This is a genomic window from Aeromonas jandaei, from assembly GCF_037890695.1.
GTDB lineage: Bacteria > Pseudomonadota > Gammaproteobacteria > Enterobacterales > Aeromonadaceae > Aeromonas > Aeromonas jandaei.
In genome coordinates this window covers 2862460-2876608 of sequence record NZ_CP149571.1, presented here as the reverse complement: position 1 = coordinate 2876608, position 14149 = coordinate 2862460, and the positions used below count along the sequence as shown (strand labels likewise).

General features: G+C 62.2%; 13 protein-coding genes. 9 read left to right on the top strand and 4 right to left on the bottom strand.

Going from position 1 to position 14149, the window contains the following annotated elements:
* Positions 1-187: 187 nt before the first annotated feature.
* From nrfA to nrfF, 7 genes are all read left to right on the top strand, one after another.
* Positions 188-1633: an ammonia-forming nitrite reductase cytochrome c552 subunit gene (nrfA, locus tag WE862_RS13590; protein ID WP_339058633.1), complete on the top strand. Its 1446-nt coding sequence runs from the start codon at positions 188-190 to the stop codon at positions 1631-1633.
* A 51-nt stretch (positions 1634-1684) separates the two neighbouring features.
* Complete coding sequence (gene nrfB / locus WE862_RS13585; RefSeq protein ID WP_042032092.1) at positions 1685-2281, top strand: cytochrome c nitrite reductase pentaheme subunit; 597 nt, start codon at positions 1685-1687, stop codon at positions 2279-2281.
* Positions 2278-2970, top strand: coding sequence for a cytochrome c nitrite reductase Fe-S protein (gene nrfC / locus WE862_RS13580; RefSeq protein WP_042032091.1), 693 nt, complete (start codon positions 2278-2280; stop codon positions 2968-2970). Before nrfB ends, nrfC begins: the two co-directional genes overlap by 4 nt.
* Positions 2967-3923 (top strand): cytochrome c nitrite reductase subunit NrfD, encoded by a 957-nt coding sequence (nrfD, locus tag WE862_RS13575; RefSeq protein WP_042032090.1) that lies wholly within the window; start codon positions 2967-2969, stop codon positions 3921-3923. The genes nrfC and nrfD overlap by 4 nt, the downstream gene beginning before the upstream one ends.
* Before the next feature lie 149 nt (positions 3924-4072).
* Positions 4073-6037, top strand: a complete 1965-nt coding sequence (gene nrfE, locus WE862_RS13570) for a heme lyase NrfEFG subunit NrfE (protein ID WP_042032089.1) — start codon at positions 4073-4075, stop codon at positions 6035-6037.
* Positions 6034-6609: a DsbE family thiol:disulfide interchange protein gene (locus tag WE862_RS13565; protein WP_042032088.1), complete on the top strand. Its 576-nt coding sequence runs from the start codon at positions 6034-6036 to the stop codon at positions 6607-6609. Before nrfE ends, WE862_RS13565 begins: the two co-directional genes overlap by 4 nt.
* Positions 6606-7796 (top strand): heme lyase NrfEFG subunit NrfF, encoded by a 1191-nt coding sequence (gene nrfF, locus WE862_RS13560; protein ID WP_042032087.1) that lies wholly within the window; start codon positions 6606-6608, stop codon positions 7794-7796. Before WE862_RS13565 ends, nrfF begins: the two co-directional genes overlap by 4 nt.
* 138 nt (positions 7797-7934) lie before the next feature.
* Here nrfF and phnX read toward each other — a convergent pair whose 3' ends face one another.
* Genes phnX through phnW form a run of 3 tightly spaced genes read right to left on the bottom strand, consistent with a single transcriptional unit; the run spans position 7935 to position 11345 of the window.
* Positions 7935-8774, bottom strand: coding sequence for a phosphonoacetaldehyde hydrolase (phnX, locus tag WE862_RS13555; RefSeq protein WP_042032086.1), 840 nt, complete (start codon positions 8772-8774; stop codon positions 7935-7937).
* Positions 8767-10206 (bottom strand): aspartate aminotransferase family protein, encoded by a 1440-nt coding sequence (locus tag WE862_RS13550; protein WP_042032085.1) that lies wholly within the window; start codon positions 10204-10206, stop codon positions 8767-8769. The genes phnX and WE862_RS13550 overlap by 8 nt, the downstream gene beginning before the upstream one ends.
* Entirely contained in the window at positions 10203-11345 is a 1143-nt protein-coding gene (gene phnW, locus WE862_RS13545; protein ID WP_042032084.1) for a 2-aminoethylphosphonate--pyruvate transaminase, read from the bottom strand. Before phnW ends, WE862_RS13550 begins: the two co-directional genes overlap by 4 nt.
* Positions 11346-11610: 265 nt before the next feature.
* Between phnW and phnR the strand changes: the two genes are divergently transcribed.
* Together phnR and WE862_RS13535 are read left to right on the top strand one after the other, a co-directional pair.
* Positions 11611-12318 carry a phosphonate utilization transcriptional regulator PhnR gene (gene phnR, locus WE862_RS13540; protein ID WP_042032083.1) on the top strand — a complete coding sequence of 236 codons (708 nt, stop codon included), beginning with the start codon at positions 11611-11613 and terminating at the stop codon, positions 12316-12318.
* A 134-nt stretch (positions 12319-12452) separates the two neighbouring features.
* Positions 12453-13472 carry a putative 2-aminoethylphosphonate ABC transporter substrate-binding protein gene (locus WE862_RS13535; protein WP_042032082.1) on the top strand — a complete coding sequence of 340 codons (1020 nt, stop codon included), beginning with the start codon at positions 12453-12455 and terminating at the stop codon, positions 13470-13472.
* 237 nt (positions 13473-13709) lie between these two features.
* Here WE862_RS13535 and WE862_RS13530 read toward each other — a convergent pair whose 3' ends face one another.
* Positions 13710-14093, bottom strand: a complete 384-nt coding sequence (locus WE862_RS13530) for a GNAT family N-acetyltransferase (protein WP_225628431.1) — start codon at positions 14091-14093, stop codon at positions 13710-13712.
* Positions 14094-14149 lie beyond the last annotated feature (56 nt).

Sequence of the window (14149 nt, the reverse complement as noted above, 5' to 3'; positions counted from 1 at the left end):
CTGGCGCAACTCCCCTCTCGATAATTCATCATTTTGTTTACCGGTTTGATAACGTTGCTCTCTGAAAATGCATAAATCCGGTTTATTCACCGGTAATAACAACAGGCCTGCCACCCCGCTCGGGGTGTCGATCTCCGCATCACAAAAGGGAGCCGGTCAGGCCAGACAAGGACAATGATGGGGAGTGATGATGGTGAGTTCACACAACAGACAGAGCAGACTGGGCCTTGCCGCCCTGCTGCTGACCACCTGCCTTGGCACCAGCGGCTTGGCACAGGCCGCTGACGAGGCACAAAGCAAGGGCAAGATAGAGGCGCGCAGCGAACTGTTCGCCAAGGATCACGCCGACCAGTTCAGCAGCTGGAAAGCCACCAGCGAGAGCCGCGAGCGCACCGATGCGCTGGCCGAGGATCCCAACATGGTGGTGCTCTGGGCCGGCTACCCCTTCTCCAAGGATTACAACAAACCGCGGGGCCACTTCTATGCGCTGACCGACGTGCGGGAAACCCTGCGCACCGGCGCCCCCAAAACTGCCGAAGATCGTTCGCTGCCCATGGCCTGCTGGAGCTGTAAAGGCCCGGACGTGGCCCGCGTCATCGACGAGAAGGGTGAGGATGGCTACTTCAAGGGGATGTGGGCCAAGGGTGGCCCCGAGATCGTCAACACCATCGGCTGCGCCGACTGCCACGACACCGCCTCGCAAGAGTTCAAAGAGGGCAAACCCGCCCTGCACCTCTCCCGTCCCTATGCCGACCGGGCCATGACCGCCATCGGCAAGCCGTTCAAGGAGCAGGGGCGCTTTGATCAGCAGTCCCAGGTGTGCGGCCAGTGCCACGTGGAGTACTACTTCAGCGGCCCGACCAAGGCGGTGAAATTCCCCTGGGACAAGGGTACCAGCGTCGAGCAGATGGAAGCCTACTATGACGAGCTGGGCTTCGCCGACTGGACTCACGCCCTCTCCAAAGCCCCGATGCTGAAAGCCCAGCACCCCGAATACGAGACCTGGCGCGCCGGCATTCACGGTCAGAACAACGTCGCCTGCGTCGACTGCCACATGCCCAAGGTGCAAAACGATCAGGGCAAGGTCTACACCGATCACAAGGTGGGCAACCCCTTCGATCGCTTCGATCAAACCTGCCGCAACTGCCACACCCAGAGCAAGGAGATGCTGCAAGGGATCGTCAAACAGCGTAAAGATGCGGTGCACGAGCTCAAGCTGAAAGTCGAGCAGCAACTGGTTCACACCCACTTTGAAGCCAAGGCAGCCTGGGATGCCGGTGCCACCGAGGCCGAGATGAAGGATATCCTGCAAGACATCCGTCACGCCCAGTGGCGCTGGGACTATGCCATCGCCTCCCACGGGGTGCAGATGCACGCCCCGGAAGTGGCGCTCAAGGTGCTCGGCACCGCGCTGGACAAGGCGGCCGACGCCCGCACCAAGCTGGCACGCCTGCTGGCTGCCAAGGGAATAACCCACGAGATCGCCATTCCCGACATTTCCAGCAAGGAGAAGGCCCAAGCTGCTCTTGGCATGGATATGAAGCAGTTCAACAGCGACAAGGCGCAGTTCCTCAAGACCACAGTCCCCGCCTGGGATGCCGAGGCCAAAGCGGCCGGACGGCTGGCACAGTAACGGCGCCTGCGGGCCCGGCCAGCTCGGGCCCGCAGTGGATGGAGGCTTCCTATGGGTGATTTAACGATGGATTTCTTACGACTGATGCTGATGGCAGCCATGCTGCTCACCAGCCTGCAGGGCCAAGCCGCCGATACGGCAAGCGCGCCAGCGGCCCTCCCTGCTACCCACGACGTGACGTTTTTGCGCAATCCCGACAAGGCCTGTACCGACTGCCACAAGGAGCAGAGCGATGGGATGCACGGCAAGCATGGTCAGGCGACCAACCCCAACAATCTGGCGCCGATCACCTGCACCAACTGCCATGGTCAGCCCTCTCCCAAACACCGGGAAGGGGTCAAGGACGTGATGCGCTTTAGCGACAGCTTCAATAACAAGCAGAGCACCGAGAGCTACCCCATCGCCGAGCAGAACGGGGTCTGCATGAGCTGTCACGAGCCCAAAGAGCTTCGCGAGGCACTCTGGGCCCACGACGTGCACGCCACCAAGCTCACCTGTACCAGCTGCCACCAACTGCACCCGGCCAAGGAGCCCATGGTGGAGATCCCGGAAAAGTCCCGCATCAAGCTATGCGTCGACTGCCACAGCAAGCAGCATGAGGCCGTCAAGGCCAAGGCGAACACCACCTCGGGCAAGGAGGCACAATGAGCTGCTCTCGCCGTCACTTCATGGCGGGGATGAGCGCGGGGGCCCTCATCATGATGACGGGGGCTGCTCGTGCCAACACCCGCTCCCTTGCCGCCACCCTCGCCCACAGCCAGACCATCGACGGGATCCGCTACGGCATGATCCACGACGAGACGGCCTGCATCGGCTGTACCGCCTGCATGGATGCCTGCCGGGAGGTGAATCAGGTGCCAGAAGGGGTCTCGCGCCTCGAGATCATCCGCTCCGGCCCTATCGGTGAATTCCCCGATGCCGAGTACCACTTCTTTCGCAAGTCCTGCCAGCACTGCGACAACGCCCCCTGCGTACACGTCTGCCCGACCGGTGCCTCCCATATCCGCAAGGAGGATGGCATCGTCGACGTCACCCCGGATCTCTGCGTCGGCTGCATGTACTGTCTGGCCGCCTGCCCCTATCAGGTGCGCTTTATCAACCCGGTCACCCGAGTGGCGGACAAGTGCGACTTTTGCCGCAAGACCAACCTGGCGGCGGGCAAGGAGCCAGCCTGCGTGGAATCCTGCCCCACCAAGGCGCTGGTGTTCGGCAATCTGGATGACCCGGACAGCCACATCGCCAAACGACTGGTGAAGGAGACCACCTATCGCTACAAGCAGGCACTCGGCACTTCGCCCAAGATGTACCGCGTGCCCAAAGGGGAGATAAAGTCATGACCATGCAAGAGGCGTTTCACTTCCCTTCACTCGTCTGGGACTGGCCCATCGCCATCTATCTGTTCCTGCTCGGCATCTCCGCCGGGGCAACCACCCTCTCGGTGCTGCTGCGCCGCAAGGGGGCCGGCAGCGAGAGCGGCATCATCAAAGCGACCGCCATTCTGGCGCCAGCGAGCGTGATATTGGGGCTGCTGATCCTTATCTTCCATCTGGCCCGCCCCTGGACCTTCTGGAAGCTGATGTTCCACTACCAGTTCGACTCCGTGATGTCGATGGGAGTCATACTGTTTCAGGTCTACATGGCGGTGCTGTTCGCCTGGCTGGCGGTGGTGTTTCGCTCCGAGATTGAGACCTTGCGTCGTCACCTGCTGCAAGAGAAGTTCGCCTTTGTGGATGGGCTGATTGGCTGGCTCGCCCGCTTCGAACAACTGCTGGCGCCGCTGTTGCTGCTGCTCGCCGTGCTCTTGGGGGCCTACACCGGCTTTCTGCTCTCGGCGCTCAAGACCTATCCGCTGTTGAACAACCCGGTGCTGCCGGTGCTGTTCCTCATCTCCGGCGTCAGCTCCGGCATCGCCTCCACCATCTTGCTGGCGGTCACCCTGTTCAAGGAGAACCATCACAGCCAGGGGGTGAGCTTTGTCCACCGCTTCGAGCGGCCGGTGCTGGCGGTGGAGGTGCTGCTGCTGGTCTGCTTCTTTACCGGCCTCTACTTCGGTGGCGGCCAGAAGGAGGCAGCAATGTGGGCCGCCATCGGCAGCGGCTTCTGGGCTCAGGTGTTCTGGCTCGGGGTGGTGGGCATCGGCATGCTGCTGCCCCAGTTGCTGGCCCTGCTGGCCCCCGCACCGCTGCGGGCCAGAAACAGCTATCTGGTGCTGGTCTGCAGCCTGACCCTGGTGGGGATCCTGCTGCTGCGCTACTTCGTGCTCTATGCCGGCCAGATGACAGTCGTATAACGGTATGATCACCAGCGCCAGCCACCCTCGGGTGACTGGCGCTTATTTGTTGCGATGAGTTGTTGCCAAGAATGTGGATGTTATCCCCCAGCGCCGGTACGGTGCAGACGCTGCGGCATAACATAGACGAATGATTGACTGGAGGTTGTGTGCTGGCGGAGCTCGGCTATCTCTCACTGTTGCTGGCGACCGGGCTCGCCCTGCTGCAAGGCACCTTGCCCTGGCTGGGGCTGCGGCTCGCCTCACGCCCGCTGCTCGGCTGCGCAACACCGCTGGCTCTCCTGGTTGCGCTCCTGTTGTTGGCCGCCCTGCTGCTGCTCGCCAGCTGTTTTGGCCTCGATGACTTCACCCTGGTCTATGTGGCCCAGCACGCCAACAGCGCCCTGCCCCTTGGCTTCAAGCTGGCGGCTGTGTGGGGCGGTCACGAGGGCTCCATGCTGTTCTTCGTCTTTGCGCTGGGGCTGTGGGGCGCCCTGGTGGCCCTTTGCTCCAGGCGGGTCGATCCGCTGATCACAGCCCGGGCACTGGCCATCATGGGGCTGATCGTCGGGCTGTTCGGCCTCTATACCCTGATCTTCTCCAGCCCGTTTGACCGCCAGTTCCCGGGGCCGCTGGAGGGGCGCGATCTCAACCCCATGCTGCAGGACATCGGCCTCATCATCCACCCGCCCCTGCTCTATCTCGGTTATGTCGGCTTTGCGGTCAACTTCGCCTTCGCCATGGCGGCGCTGCACTCGGGCAGGCTCGATGGCGCCGTGGCCCACTGGAGCCGCCCTTGGGCGCTCGGCTCCTGGGTGTTTCTCACCGCCGGCATCGTGCTGGGCTCCTGGTGGGCCTACTACGAGCTCGGCTGGGGTGGCTGGTGGTTCTGGGATCCGGTGGAAAATGCCTCCCTCTTGCCCTGGCTGCTCGGCACCGCCCTGCTGCACGCCCTGATTGTCTGCGAGAAGCGCGGCGCCTACGGCCACGCCGTGCTGTTGCTCTCCATCTTCACCTTCACCTTGAGCCTGCTCGGCACCTTCGTGGTGCGCTCCGGGATACTCACCTCGGTGCACGCCTTTGCGGTGGACCCCAGCCGCGGCCTCACCCTCTTGTTGCTGCTCGGCTTGCTATTGACCTGCGCCCTCACCCTGTTTGCCCTGCGGGCAGACATTCGCGCACCCTATGCCCGCTTTGGCTTCTGGTCAAAGGAGGGACTGCTCGGCGCCGCCATCCTGCTGCTCTGCGTGGCCTGCGCCAGCGTGCTGCTCGGCACCTTCTACCCCATGGTGTTCCAGTCACTTCATCTGGGCTCGCTCTCGGTGGGCGCCCCCTATTTCAATACCATCTTCGTGCCGCTGGCCCTCTGCCTGATGGGGCTGATGACCCAACTGCCACGCCTGCGCTGGCAGCATCTGGCAGCCCAGCGCCGCATCAAGGTGCTGCTCCCATGCCTGTTCGGCCTGCTGGGGGGCACCTTGCTGAGCCTCGCCTATCCCGAGCCGCTGCGGGGCGGCTGGCTGGGGCTCGCGGCCAACGTGCTGAGCCTCTGGCTGATGACCAGCCTGCTGCTCCCACTCTTGCAACCGACGTCGCTGCGCGAGCTCACCCTCAATCGGTTCGGTAGCCTGCTGGCCCACCTCGGGGTAGCGGTGTGTGCCCTAGGCATCGCGCAGGTGAGTCACCACAGTCAGGAGGGGGGCGCGGTACTCGCCACAGGACAGCCCTATCGGCTCGGCGCCTTCGAGTTTCGCTATGAGGGGAGCGAGCCGATCATCGGCCCCAACTATACCGCCGAGCGCATCACTCTCAGCGTGCATAAGAGCGGTAAAGAGGTGGCACGGCTGACGCCGGAGCGGCGCCACTACAGCGTGCGCACCATGAACATGAACGAGCCCGGCATCGCGTGGGGGCTATTTGGCGATCTCTACGTGGTGCTTGGCGAGAAGATGGGACCCGGCGCCTATGCCATGCGGCTGCACTACAAGCCGCTGGTGCGCTGGATCTGGCTCGGCGGCCTGTTAATGATGGCAGGCGGCGCCCTGCGCCTGCTCGCCCGCCGGCCGCTGCTGGCCCCTAGTCGCAGTCCGGTGCGATCTTCACCTCGCCCTCTGCTCAATCAGGAGTCCTTATGAACGCCCGTCTGCGCCTGTTCGTGCCGCTGGTGCTCACCTTGGGGCTCGGCGCCCTGCTCTGGCTCGGCCTTGGCAACAACCCCTACAGCCAGGATGAGGCCGTCGCAGGGCGTACCCTGCCCGCGTGGCAGAGTGACAATCTATTTGGCGGTGCTCCCATCCACACCGCGGCGCTCAAGGGGGAGCCCTTTGTGCTCAACATCTGGGCAAGCTGGTGCCCCAACTGCCGCGCCGAACATCCGCTGCTCAAGGAGCTGGCCAGCGCCGTGCCCCTCTATGGCCTCAACTACCGGGACAAGGGGGACACCGCCCGCGCCTGGCTCACCGAGGCGGGCAACCCCTATCGCGCGGTGTTGGCCGACCCCGACGGCCGACTCGCGCTGGAGCTTGGCGTCTATGGCACACCGGAGACCTATCTCTTTGCCGGCGACAGCACCCTGCTGACCCGTCATACCGGCCTGCTCACCCGGGAGATCTGGCAACGCCAGTTTGCCCCCCTGCTTGCAAAGGCCCGCAGCAACAGCGCCAGCCAGCCCGACGTGGAGAGACAAGTGCAGGAGAGCAAGCCATGAGCCGTCTCGGCCACGCCCTGATCGCGCCACTCTTGCTGGCCTTGAGCCTCGGGGCCCTTGCCAGCGGGGTCGATACCTATCAGTTTCGCCACCCCGAGCTGCAAAATCGGGCGCAAGAGCTGGCCCGCGCCCTGCGCTGCCCCCAGTGCCAGAACCAGAATCTGGTGGAATCCAACTCCCCCATCGCCCGGGATCTGCGACTCGAGGTCTACCGCTGGGTAGACGAGGGGCAGTCTGATGAACAGGTGATCGCACGCATGACGGAACGCTTCGGTGATTTCGTCCGCTACGATCCCCCCTTCAAGAGCAGCACGGCACTGCTGTGGTGCGGCCCCGTCCTCTTGCTGTTGCTGGCGATCCATCGCCTGCGCAGGAGCCTGCATCGCAGGCTGCGGGCCCGTATTCCGCTCGTTGGCAAACGGGCTGAAGGTGCGCCTGCCCACGATCCGCGGGCCGAGCTGAACCGGCTGATCATGGCCGAGCAGCAGGTAGGATTTGCCTCCACTAGCCGCCTCTATCGGGAGCTGGAGCTGGCCCGCCTCGCCAACACCACCCCACCTGCCGAACAGGCCCTGCGCGAGCGGCTGGCAAGGGAGCCCTCTGTCCGCCCGCGGAGCTGGCTGCTGTTATGGATACTCATTGGTGCCCTGCTGCTGGCGCTGGTGGCCGGTATTTATGCCGGCAACGGCCGCTATCAGGCGTGGCAGGCTTATCAGTCGCGCCCCGATCCGCTGGCGGGATTGAGCCCGCGGGATCTGCAGGACAAGGAGCTGGGCGCCCTGCACCAGCGCCTGCAAGCCAACCCTGCCGATCTCGACGGCTGGGCGGCGCTCGGCCAGCTCTATCTCTATCGGAACGAGTACGACAACGCCCTGCTCTCCTACCAGCGTCTCGCTCTGCTGGAAGGGGGCGCCAGCGCTGCGACTCAAGCCGCTCAGGCGACCGTGCTCTACTACCGGGCGGGCCAGCAGCTGACTCCCGAGGCAACCCGCCTGCTGGAGAGCGCCCTCAAGCAGGACAAGGGCGAAGTGAGCGCCCTGATGCTGCTTGCCTCCGATCACTTCCTGCATGGTCGCTACAGCCAGGCCATTGCGTTGTGGCAGCAACTGCTCGATGAGGAGCGACCCCGCATCAACCGGGCCGCGCTGATCGAGGCAATTCAGACCGCGCGGATGATGGGTGGCTAGCCCGACAGATCCATTGCTTCTTTTCAAGACGTGGCCTTCTTCCTGCCAAGCCCTGCGCAATACCAATCAATGCAAAACACCCCCATGCGGGGGTGTTTTGTTATTGGCTCACCTTGGCAGGTTTATCTCGACACCCGCTTAAGGTCTCTCGCCAGCGGCCAGACGGCGGTTGATATCGGCGATAACCGGGGCGATGTCGGCAAGGGTATCAATCACATAGTGTGCCCCCGCCGCCCGCAGTTTGGCCTCGGCCGGTGCGCGCCGGGCGGCGATCTCCGCCTCGCTCATGGCGGCAAACTCGTCCCAGGTGGCGCCAAACTCGTTGCCGGAAACCGACAATCCCACCGTCCACATGCCAGCATTCAACCCTTCGCTGATACCCGGCACGGCGTCATCCACCTTGATGCAACGATGCACCGCGCTCAATCCCAGCTCAATCACGTTGGCCAGCGCCATCCAGGGGCCGGGGCGACCACCGGCTTTGAGGTCATCGGTAGCAACCCAGTGATCCGGCCGGTAGCCGTGATCGGCCGCAGCAGGTACCAACGCCTCCATCACCGGACGGGGATAACCGGAGCAGGAGCCGATGCGCAGCCCCTGCCCCCGCAGTGCATCCAGCACCGGCAACACGCCAGGGATGGGGTCGGCGAAGCGGGTCACGGCAGCAATCTGCAGCGGCATAAAGGTGTGATAGAGGTGGTCCACCTCGGCATGGCTCATAGGGTGGCCAAAGCGGGCCTGCCAGCGCGCATCCACCGAGGGCAGACGGCCCAGCGCGGCGATATGATCCCACTTGCCAAGGCCCATGGGCTGGCGCGCCTCATCCAGGGTCACGGGGAAGTCATAGGCGCGGGCGAAGGCCTCGACGAAGATGGAGGTGGGGGCGAAGGAGCCGAAATCGACGACGGTGCCGGCCCAGTCGAGGATCAGCGCCTCCACGTCGGTTGTAGGGTCTACAGCAATCTGCAAGTCAGTCATGGTGGTGTTCCTGTTTCGGTGAAAGTGCGATCTCGCCAAGGGCGCGATCGAGAATGGTGATGGCGCGCACCAGATCGGCGCGAGCGATATTGAGTGGGGGCGATAGCTGGATAACATTGCCCTGGGAGACCTTGAAGCTGAGCCCCAGCTCCAGACAGCGGTAGAGCAGGCGCTCGGCGGCCTGGCTGTTGCGGGTGCGACTCTGATGATCGACCACCAGATCGAGCGCCCAGAGCAAACCGATACCGCGCACCTGCCCGATCAACGGGTGACGCTCGGCAAGCGCCGCTAGCTCTGCCGCCATAAAGCGGCCATCCTCCTGCGCTTTTGCCAGCAACCCCTCTTCACGGATGGTAGTGATGGTGGCGAGCGCCGCCGCGCCGCCGATAGGGCTCTTCTCGTGGGTGTAGTGACCGAGCGAAATAGCTGCAGCCTGATTGAAACGGTCGCGGGTGATGAGAGCTGCAAACGGCACCACCCCGCCCCCCAATCCCTTGCCCAGACAGATGATGTCGGGCTCGATGCCGAATTCCTCGAAACTGAACCAATGGCCGGTGCGACCCAGGGCATTGGGGATCTCGTCGACGATCAGCAGCACCTTGTGGCGATCACAGATCTCCCGCACCCGCTGCCAGTAGGCCTTCGAGGGCACCTGCACATCGGTGTTGCGGATGGGTTCGGCGATAAAGGCGCCGATCCCCCCCTCCTTCTCGATGACGTACTCCAGATAATCGGCGTAGTGCAGGTCATCCCCCTCCCCGCGATACCAGACACCGCGATAGCGGGTGGGCGGCGGGATGCGCTCCACGCCGGCCATCAGCGGGCCCATGCCAGCGCGAAAACAGGCCTCGCCGCCGACCGAGATGGCATCGAGGGAGGCGCCGTGAAAGGCATCCCACAGGGATACCACCTTGCTGTTGCCAGTGATGAAACGGGCGAGCTTCAGGGCAATCCCCACTACCTCGCTGCCGCCGGGGGCGAACAGCACCCTGTTGAGATCGCCGGGGGCCAGTTCGGCCAGGGTGCGGGCACAGTCGATAGCAACCTGATGGGTGTAGCGGCGGGGTGCGAACGGCAGATCGGCGAGTTGCTGCTGCACCGCGGCCACCACTCTGGGGTAGCCGTGGCCCAGCTGATGGACGCTGTTGCCGTGGAAATCGAGGTAACGCGCGCCCGATACACTGGTCAGCCAGCTCCCCTGCGCGCGCTCAATCAGATCGAGACAGGGGGTGGAGAGCGCCTGATGGAGAAAGTAGCGGCTATCCTCCGCCAAACCCGCCTGCACCGCCTCGCTCTGACCTGCCAACCAGCGCGCCCGCCCCTCACCAAGGTTGATATCCCCTTCGCTGTCGGCGCGGCCGCTGCCGTGCAGCTTATGGTCATGCAAATCGCGGCCACGCAGATCGCAACCCTGAGGCGCCATGCTGGTCATCGTGCGTCCCCTTGCCAGTAGCAGGCGCTGGCCATGGCGGCGAGCAGGCAGCGCACCCGCTCCGGGGTCACATCGCCGATATTGCCGATACGGAAGCAGTCGGCCTGGGAGACCTTGCCCGGATAGATGACAAAGCCCTGCGCCTTGAGCCGCTGGTAAAAGTCGGCGAAGCGGTAGTCAGGGTGGGCCGGAGAGTAGAAGGCGGTGATGATGGGAGATTGCCACTGTTCTGGCAGCAACGGCGCAAAGCCGAGGGCCGCCATCCCTGTCACCAAGGTGCGCTGATTCTCGCTGTAACGCTTATGGCGGGCAGCAATGCCCCCCTCTTCGTCCAGCTCGCGCAGGGCTTGGGCGAAGGCGAGCACGGTATGGGTGGGCGAGGTAAAGCGCCACTTGCCCCCCTGCTGCTCCATGGTCTGCCACTGGGCGTGCAGGTCGAGGGAGACAGAGCGGGCGCGTCCGGCGCAGGCCGCCAGCGCGGCGCGGCGAGCGATGACGAAGCCAAAGCCCGGCACTCCCTGAATGCACTTGTTGGCAGAGCTGATGAGAAACTCGATGCCAAGGCGCCCCATATCGATGGGGATGCCACCAAAGCTGCTCATGGCATCGATGATAAGACGAATACCGTGGAGCTGGCAGAGCGCAGCCACCTCGTCGAGCGGGTTGAGCATTCCGGTGGTGGTCTCGCAGTGCACCATGGCCAAGTGGGTGATCTCGGGGTGGCGCACCAGCATCGCCTCGATGGCGGCGGGTTCGGGGCGGGTGGTCTCACCGCAGTCGAGCTCATGGTGGCGCAGGCCAAGACAGCGGGCCATCTCCCCCATGCGGGCACCATAGGCACCGTTGTTGATGATCAGCAGGCACTCATCGCTACCGATCACCGAGCCCAGTACGCTCTCCACCACATAGCTGCCGCTCCCTTGCAGCAGCACGGCGCTGTAGTCACTTTCATATTCAGGGCCAGTTGCAAGCCGCACCAGCTCGCGGCGGATGGGCTCCACCACACCCTGGTTGTAGTCCGCATCCCAGGTACAGCTGTCTTGCAGCATGGCGGCGCGCACCGTCGCGGTGGTCGAGAGGGGGCCCGGGGTCAGCAGCAGGTAATCGACGGCGGCAGGGGCCGCAGGAATATGGGTCATGACTTCGCTCCTTTTGGTATATACCAGAATGAGCACATTGTGGGTAACTGCCCCGCCAAGGTCAAAGGGGTGGCGCTACGTGCAACAAAAAATTCATTTTCAGCGCAGGGATCGCGATAATCTAGGAGGCCTGAACAACAGGGGCGATTCTGGTATCTACCAACACATGTTGATGTTGCCGTGTAAGGACTGGGCAGATGACCTGCCCTGTGCCCAGCCCGGTGCCCAACTCATTGCACAACTTATTGCAAAACCAGGGATTTTCATGAGCAAACCGCAATATCTTCAGATCAAGGATGCCCTCGCCAACCAGATCCTGGCGGGGGGTCTGGCCCCCAACGACAAGCTCCCCTCCGAGCGGCTGCTGGGGGAACTCTATGGCACCACAAGGGTCACCATTCGCGAGGCACTGGTGCAGCTGGAGGCAAACGGCCTTATCTATCGGGAGGATCGCCGCGGCTGGTTCGTCACCCCGCCGCGCTTTCGCTTGAACCCCAGACACACCTCCAACTTTCACCAGATTGTGCGGGAGCAAGGGGGTGAACCACGCACCGAGCTGCTGGAGAAAAGCCGCCAGGCGGTGCCACCCGCGTTGATGGCGCAACTGCAGCTCAAGCCGTTCGACAGCCTGTTTTTGCTAAAACGGCTGCGCTATGCCAACGGGCGTGCCATCTGCTACTGCGAGAACCACTGCCTGCCAGAGCGAGTACCGGGCCTGCTGGAGCTGGATCTCAACGGCAGTCTGACCGAGATCTACCAGGCCCATTATGATCTCCACTACGCCCGCATGCAGGTTCGCTTCTTCCCCACCGCCCTGCCGGACGAGGTAGCCAAGGCGCTGGGGGCCACCGCCGGTCTGCCCGCCCTGCGCCTCGAGCGACTCAACTTCGATCAGCATGGCCGGGTGCTCGACTTCGATCTGGAGTACTGGCGCCACGACAGTCTGGAGATCGAGGTGGATACCCAGGATTAGTCACGGGCAGATCAGGAACGGCAAATCGCACACGGCAAAACGTCACGGGGCTGTCACGGTCACGTCATAAAGATCCCCTAGCCTCTCTCTCGACCAATCTGGTCTACACCAAGCCAATTTAACTGGAGAAGAGGATGAAACAGGGAACCCATCTGCTGGCCGCCACCGTGCTGGCTGCCACGACAGCCCCGGCACTGGCCGCAACCGACCTCACCGTCTATACCGCCTTCGAACCGGAGCAGCTCAGCGAGCTGAAAACCGCGTTCGAGCGCCAGCATCCGGATATCAACATCAAGTGGGTGCGTGACTCCACCGGCGTGGTCACCGCCCGCTTGCTGGCAGAAAAAGCCCAGCCCAAAGCGGATGTGGTATGGGGACTGGCCGCCACCAGCCTGATGCAGCTCGATCAGCAGCAGATGCTCAATGCCTATGCACCGAAAGGGCTGGATAAGCTCGACAGCCGCTTTCGCGACAGCAAGGCCGAGCCGCACTGGATCGGTCTGGACGCCTTCTTCAGTGCCATCTGCTTCAACAAGGTAGAGGCAGAAAAACAGGGGATCCCGGCGCCCACCAGCTGGGCCGACCTCACCAAGCCGATCTACAAGGGCAAGGTGATCATGCCCAACCCCAGCTCCTCCGGCACCGGTTACCTGAGCGTCGCTGGCTGGCTGCAGACTATGGGCGAGAAGCAGGGCTGGCAATTTATGAACGGCCTGCACCAGAACATCGACCGTTACACCCACTCGGGCTCAGCCCCCTGCAAGCTGGCCGCCAGCGGCGAGACGGTGATCGGTATCTCCTTCGACTTCCCGGCTACCAGCCTCAAGGCCAAGGGTGCCCCCATCGAGGTGGTGTTCCCGAAAGAGGGGTCGGGCTGGGATATGGAAGCCGCCGCCATCATCAAGGGCACCCCCAAGCTGGAGGCCGCCAAACAGCTGCTCGACTTTGCCGCCACCGAACAGGCCAATGCCCTCTACAACAAGTCGTTCGCAGTGGTCGCCATCCCGGATGTGGCACAGCCCAGAGCCGGCTATCCCGCCAACATCAAGGGCCAGATGATCGACAACGACTTTGGCTGGGCTGCCCGCGAGCGCAACACTATCCTGGCCCAGTGGAGCGCTAGCTTCGACGGCAAAACCGAAGCCAAGCAGTAAGCGTGAACTGAAGTCGCTTGCACACACCAAGCACAATCTATTGCCGACACTCGGCTCAGATTAAATGGTGAGTTAACAATTACGACTTAACACTTATTAAAGCCCATTCAGATTTTGAGTGGGCTTTTTATGTGAAGCGATCTAACGAAACGAGATATTTATGTCACCGTTAATTTTAGATACATCTCATTTGTTGAGTTACGCAGATGATAACATTTCATTTATAGCACAACAGGATTAAATGTTTTTCTCATAAATGAATAAATTCCCTTTGGGATGAGCGACTGAGTTGACTCTTTTATATCCAGATTTTTCATAAATATGAATCCCTCTCAGATTGTAATCAAACACGTCCAGCCATATTCTTTTCTTATTGAAATGAGCCAAGCAGTACTTTTCCATTTCCAGCAAGGCTGACTGACCTAATCCGCTACCTTTTTTGGTGATCACAATCCTGCGGAACTCAATGCCTTGTTCATCACACACCAAAATAATAAACCCGATACACTCGCCCGCCTCGATAACAGTGAGATAGTGCGTATTGTCCTGATGATAGGCAAGCATATGCTCTTCATGTGTATACGCTTGAATATATTTATTATTCTCTGACGAAACCTCCATGTTGTGAAAAGAGACAAGTTCAGATATCAATGAAGGACGTAAATGCATTTTATTAC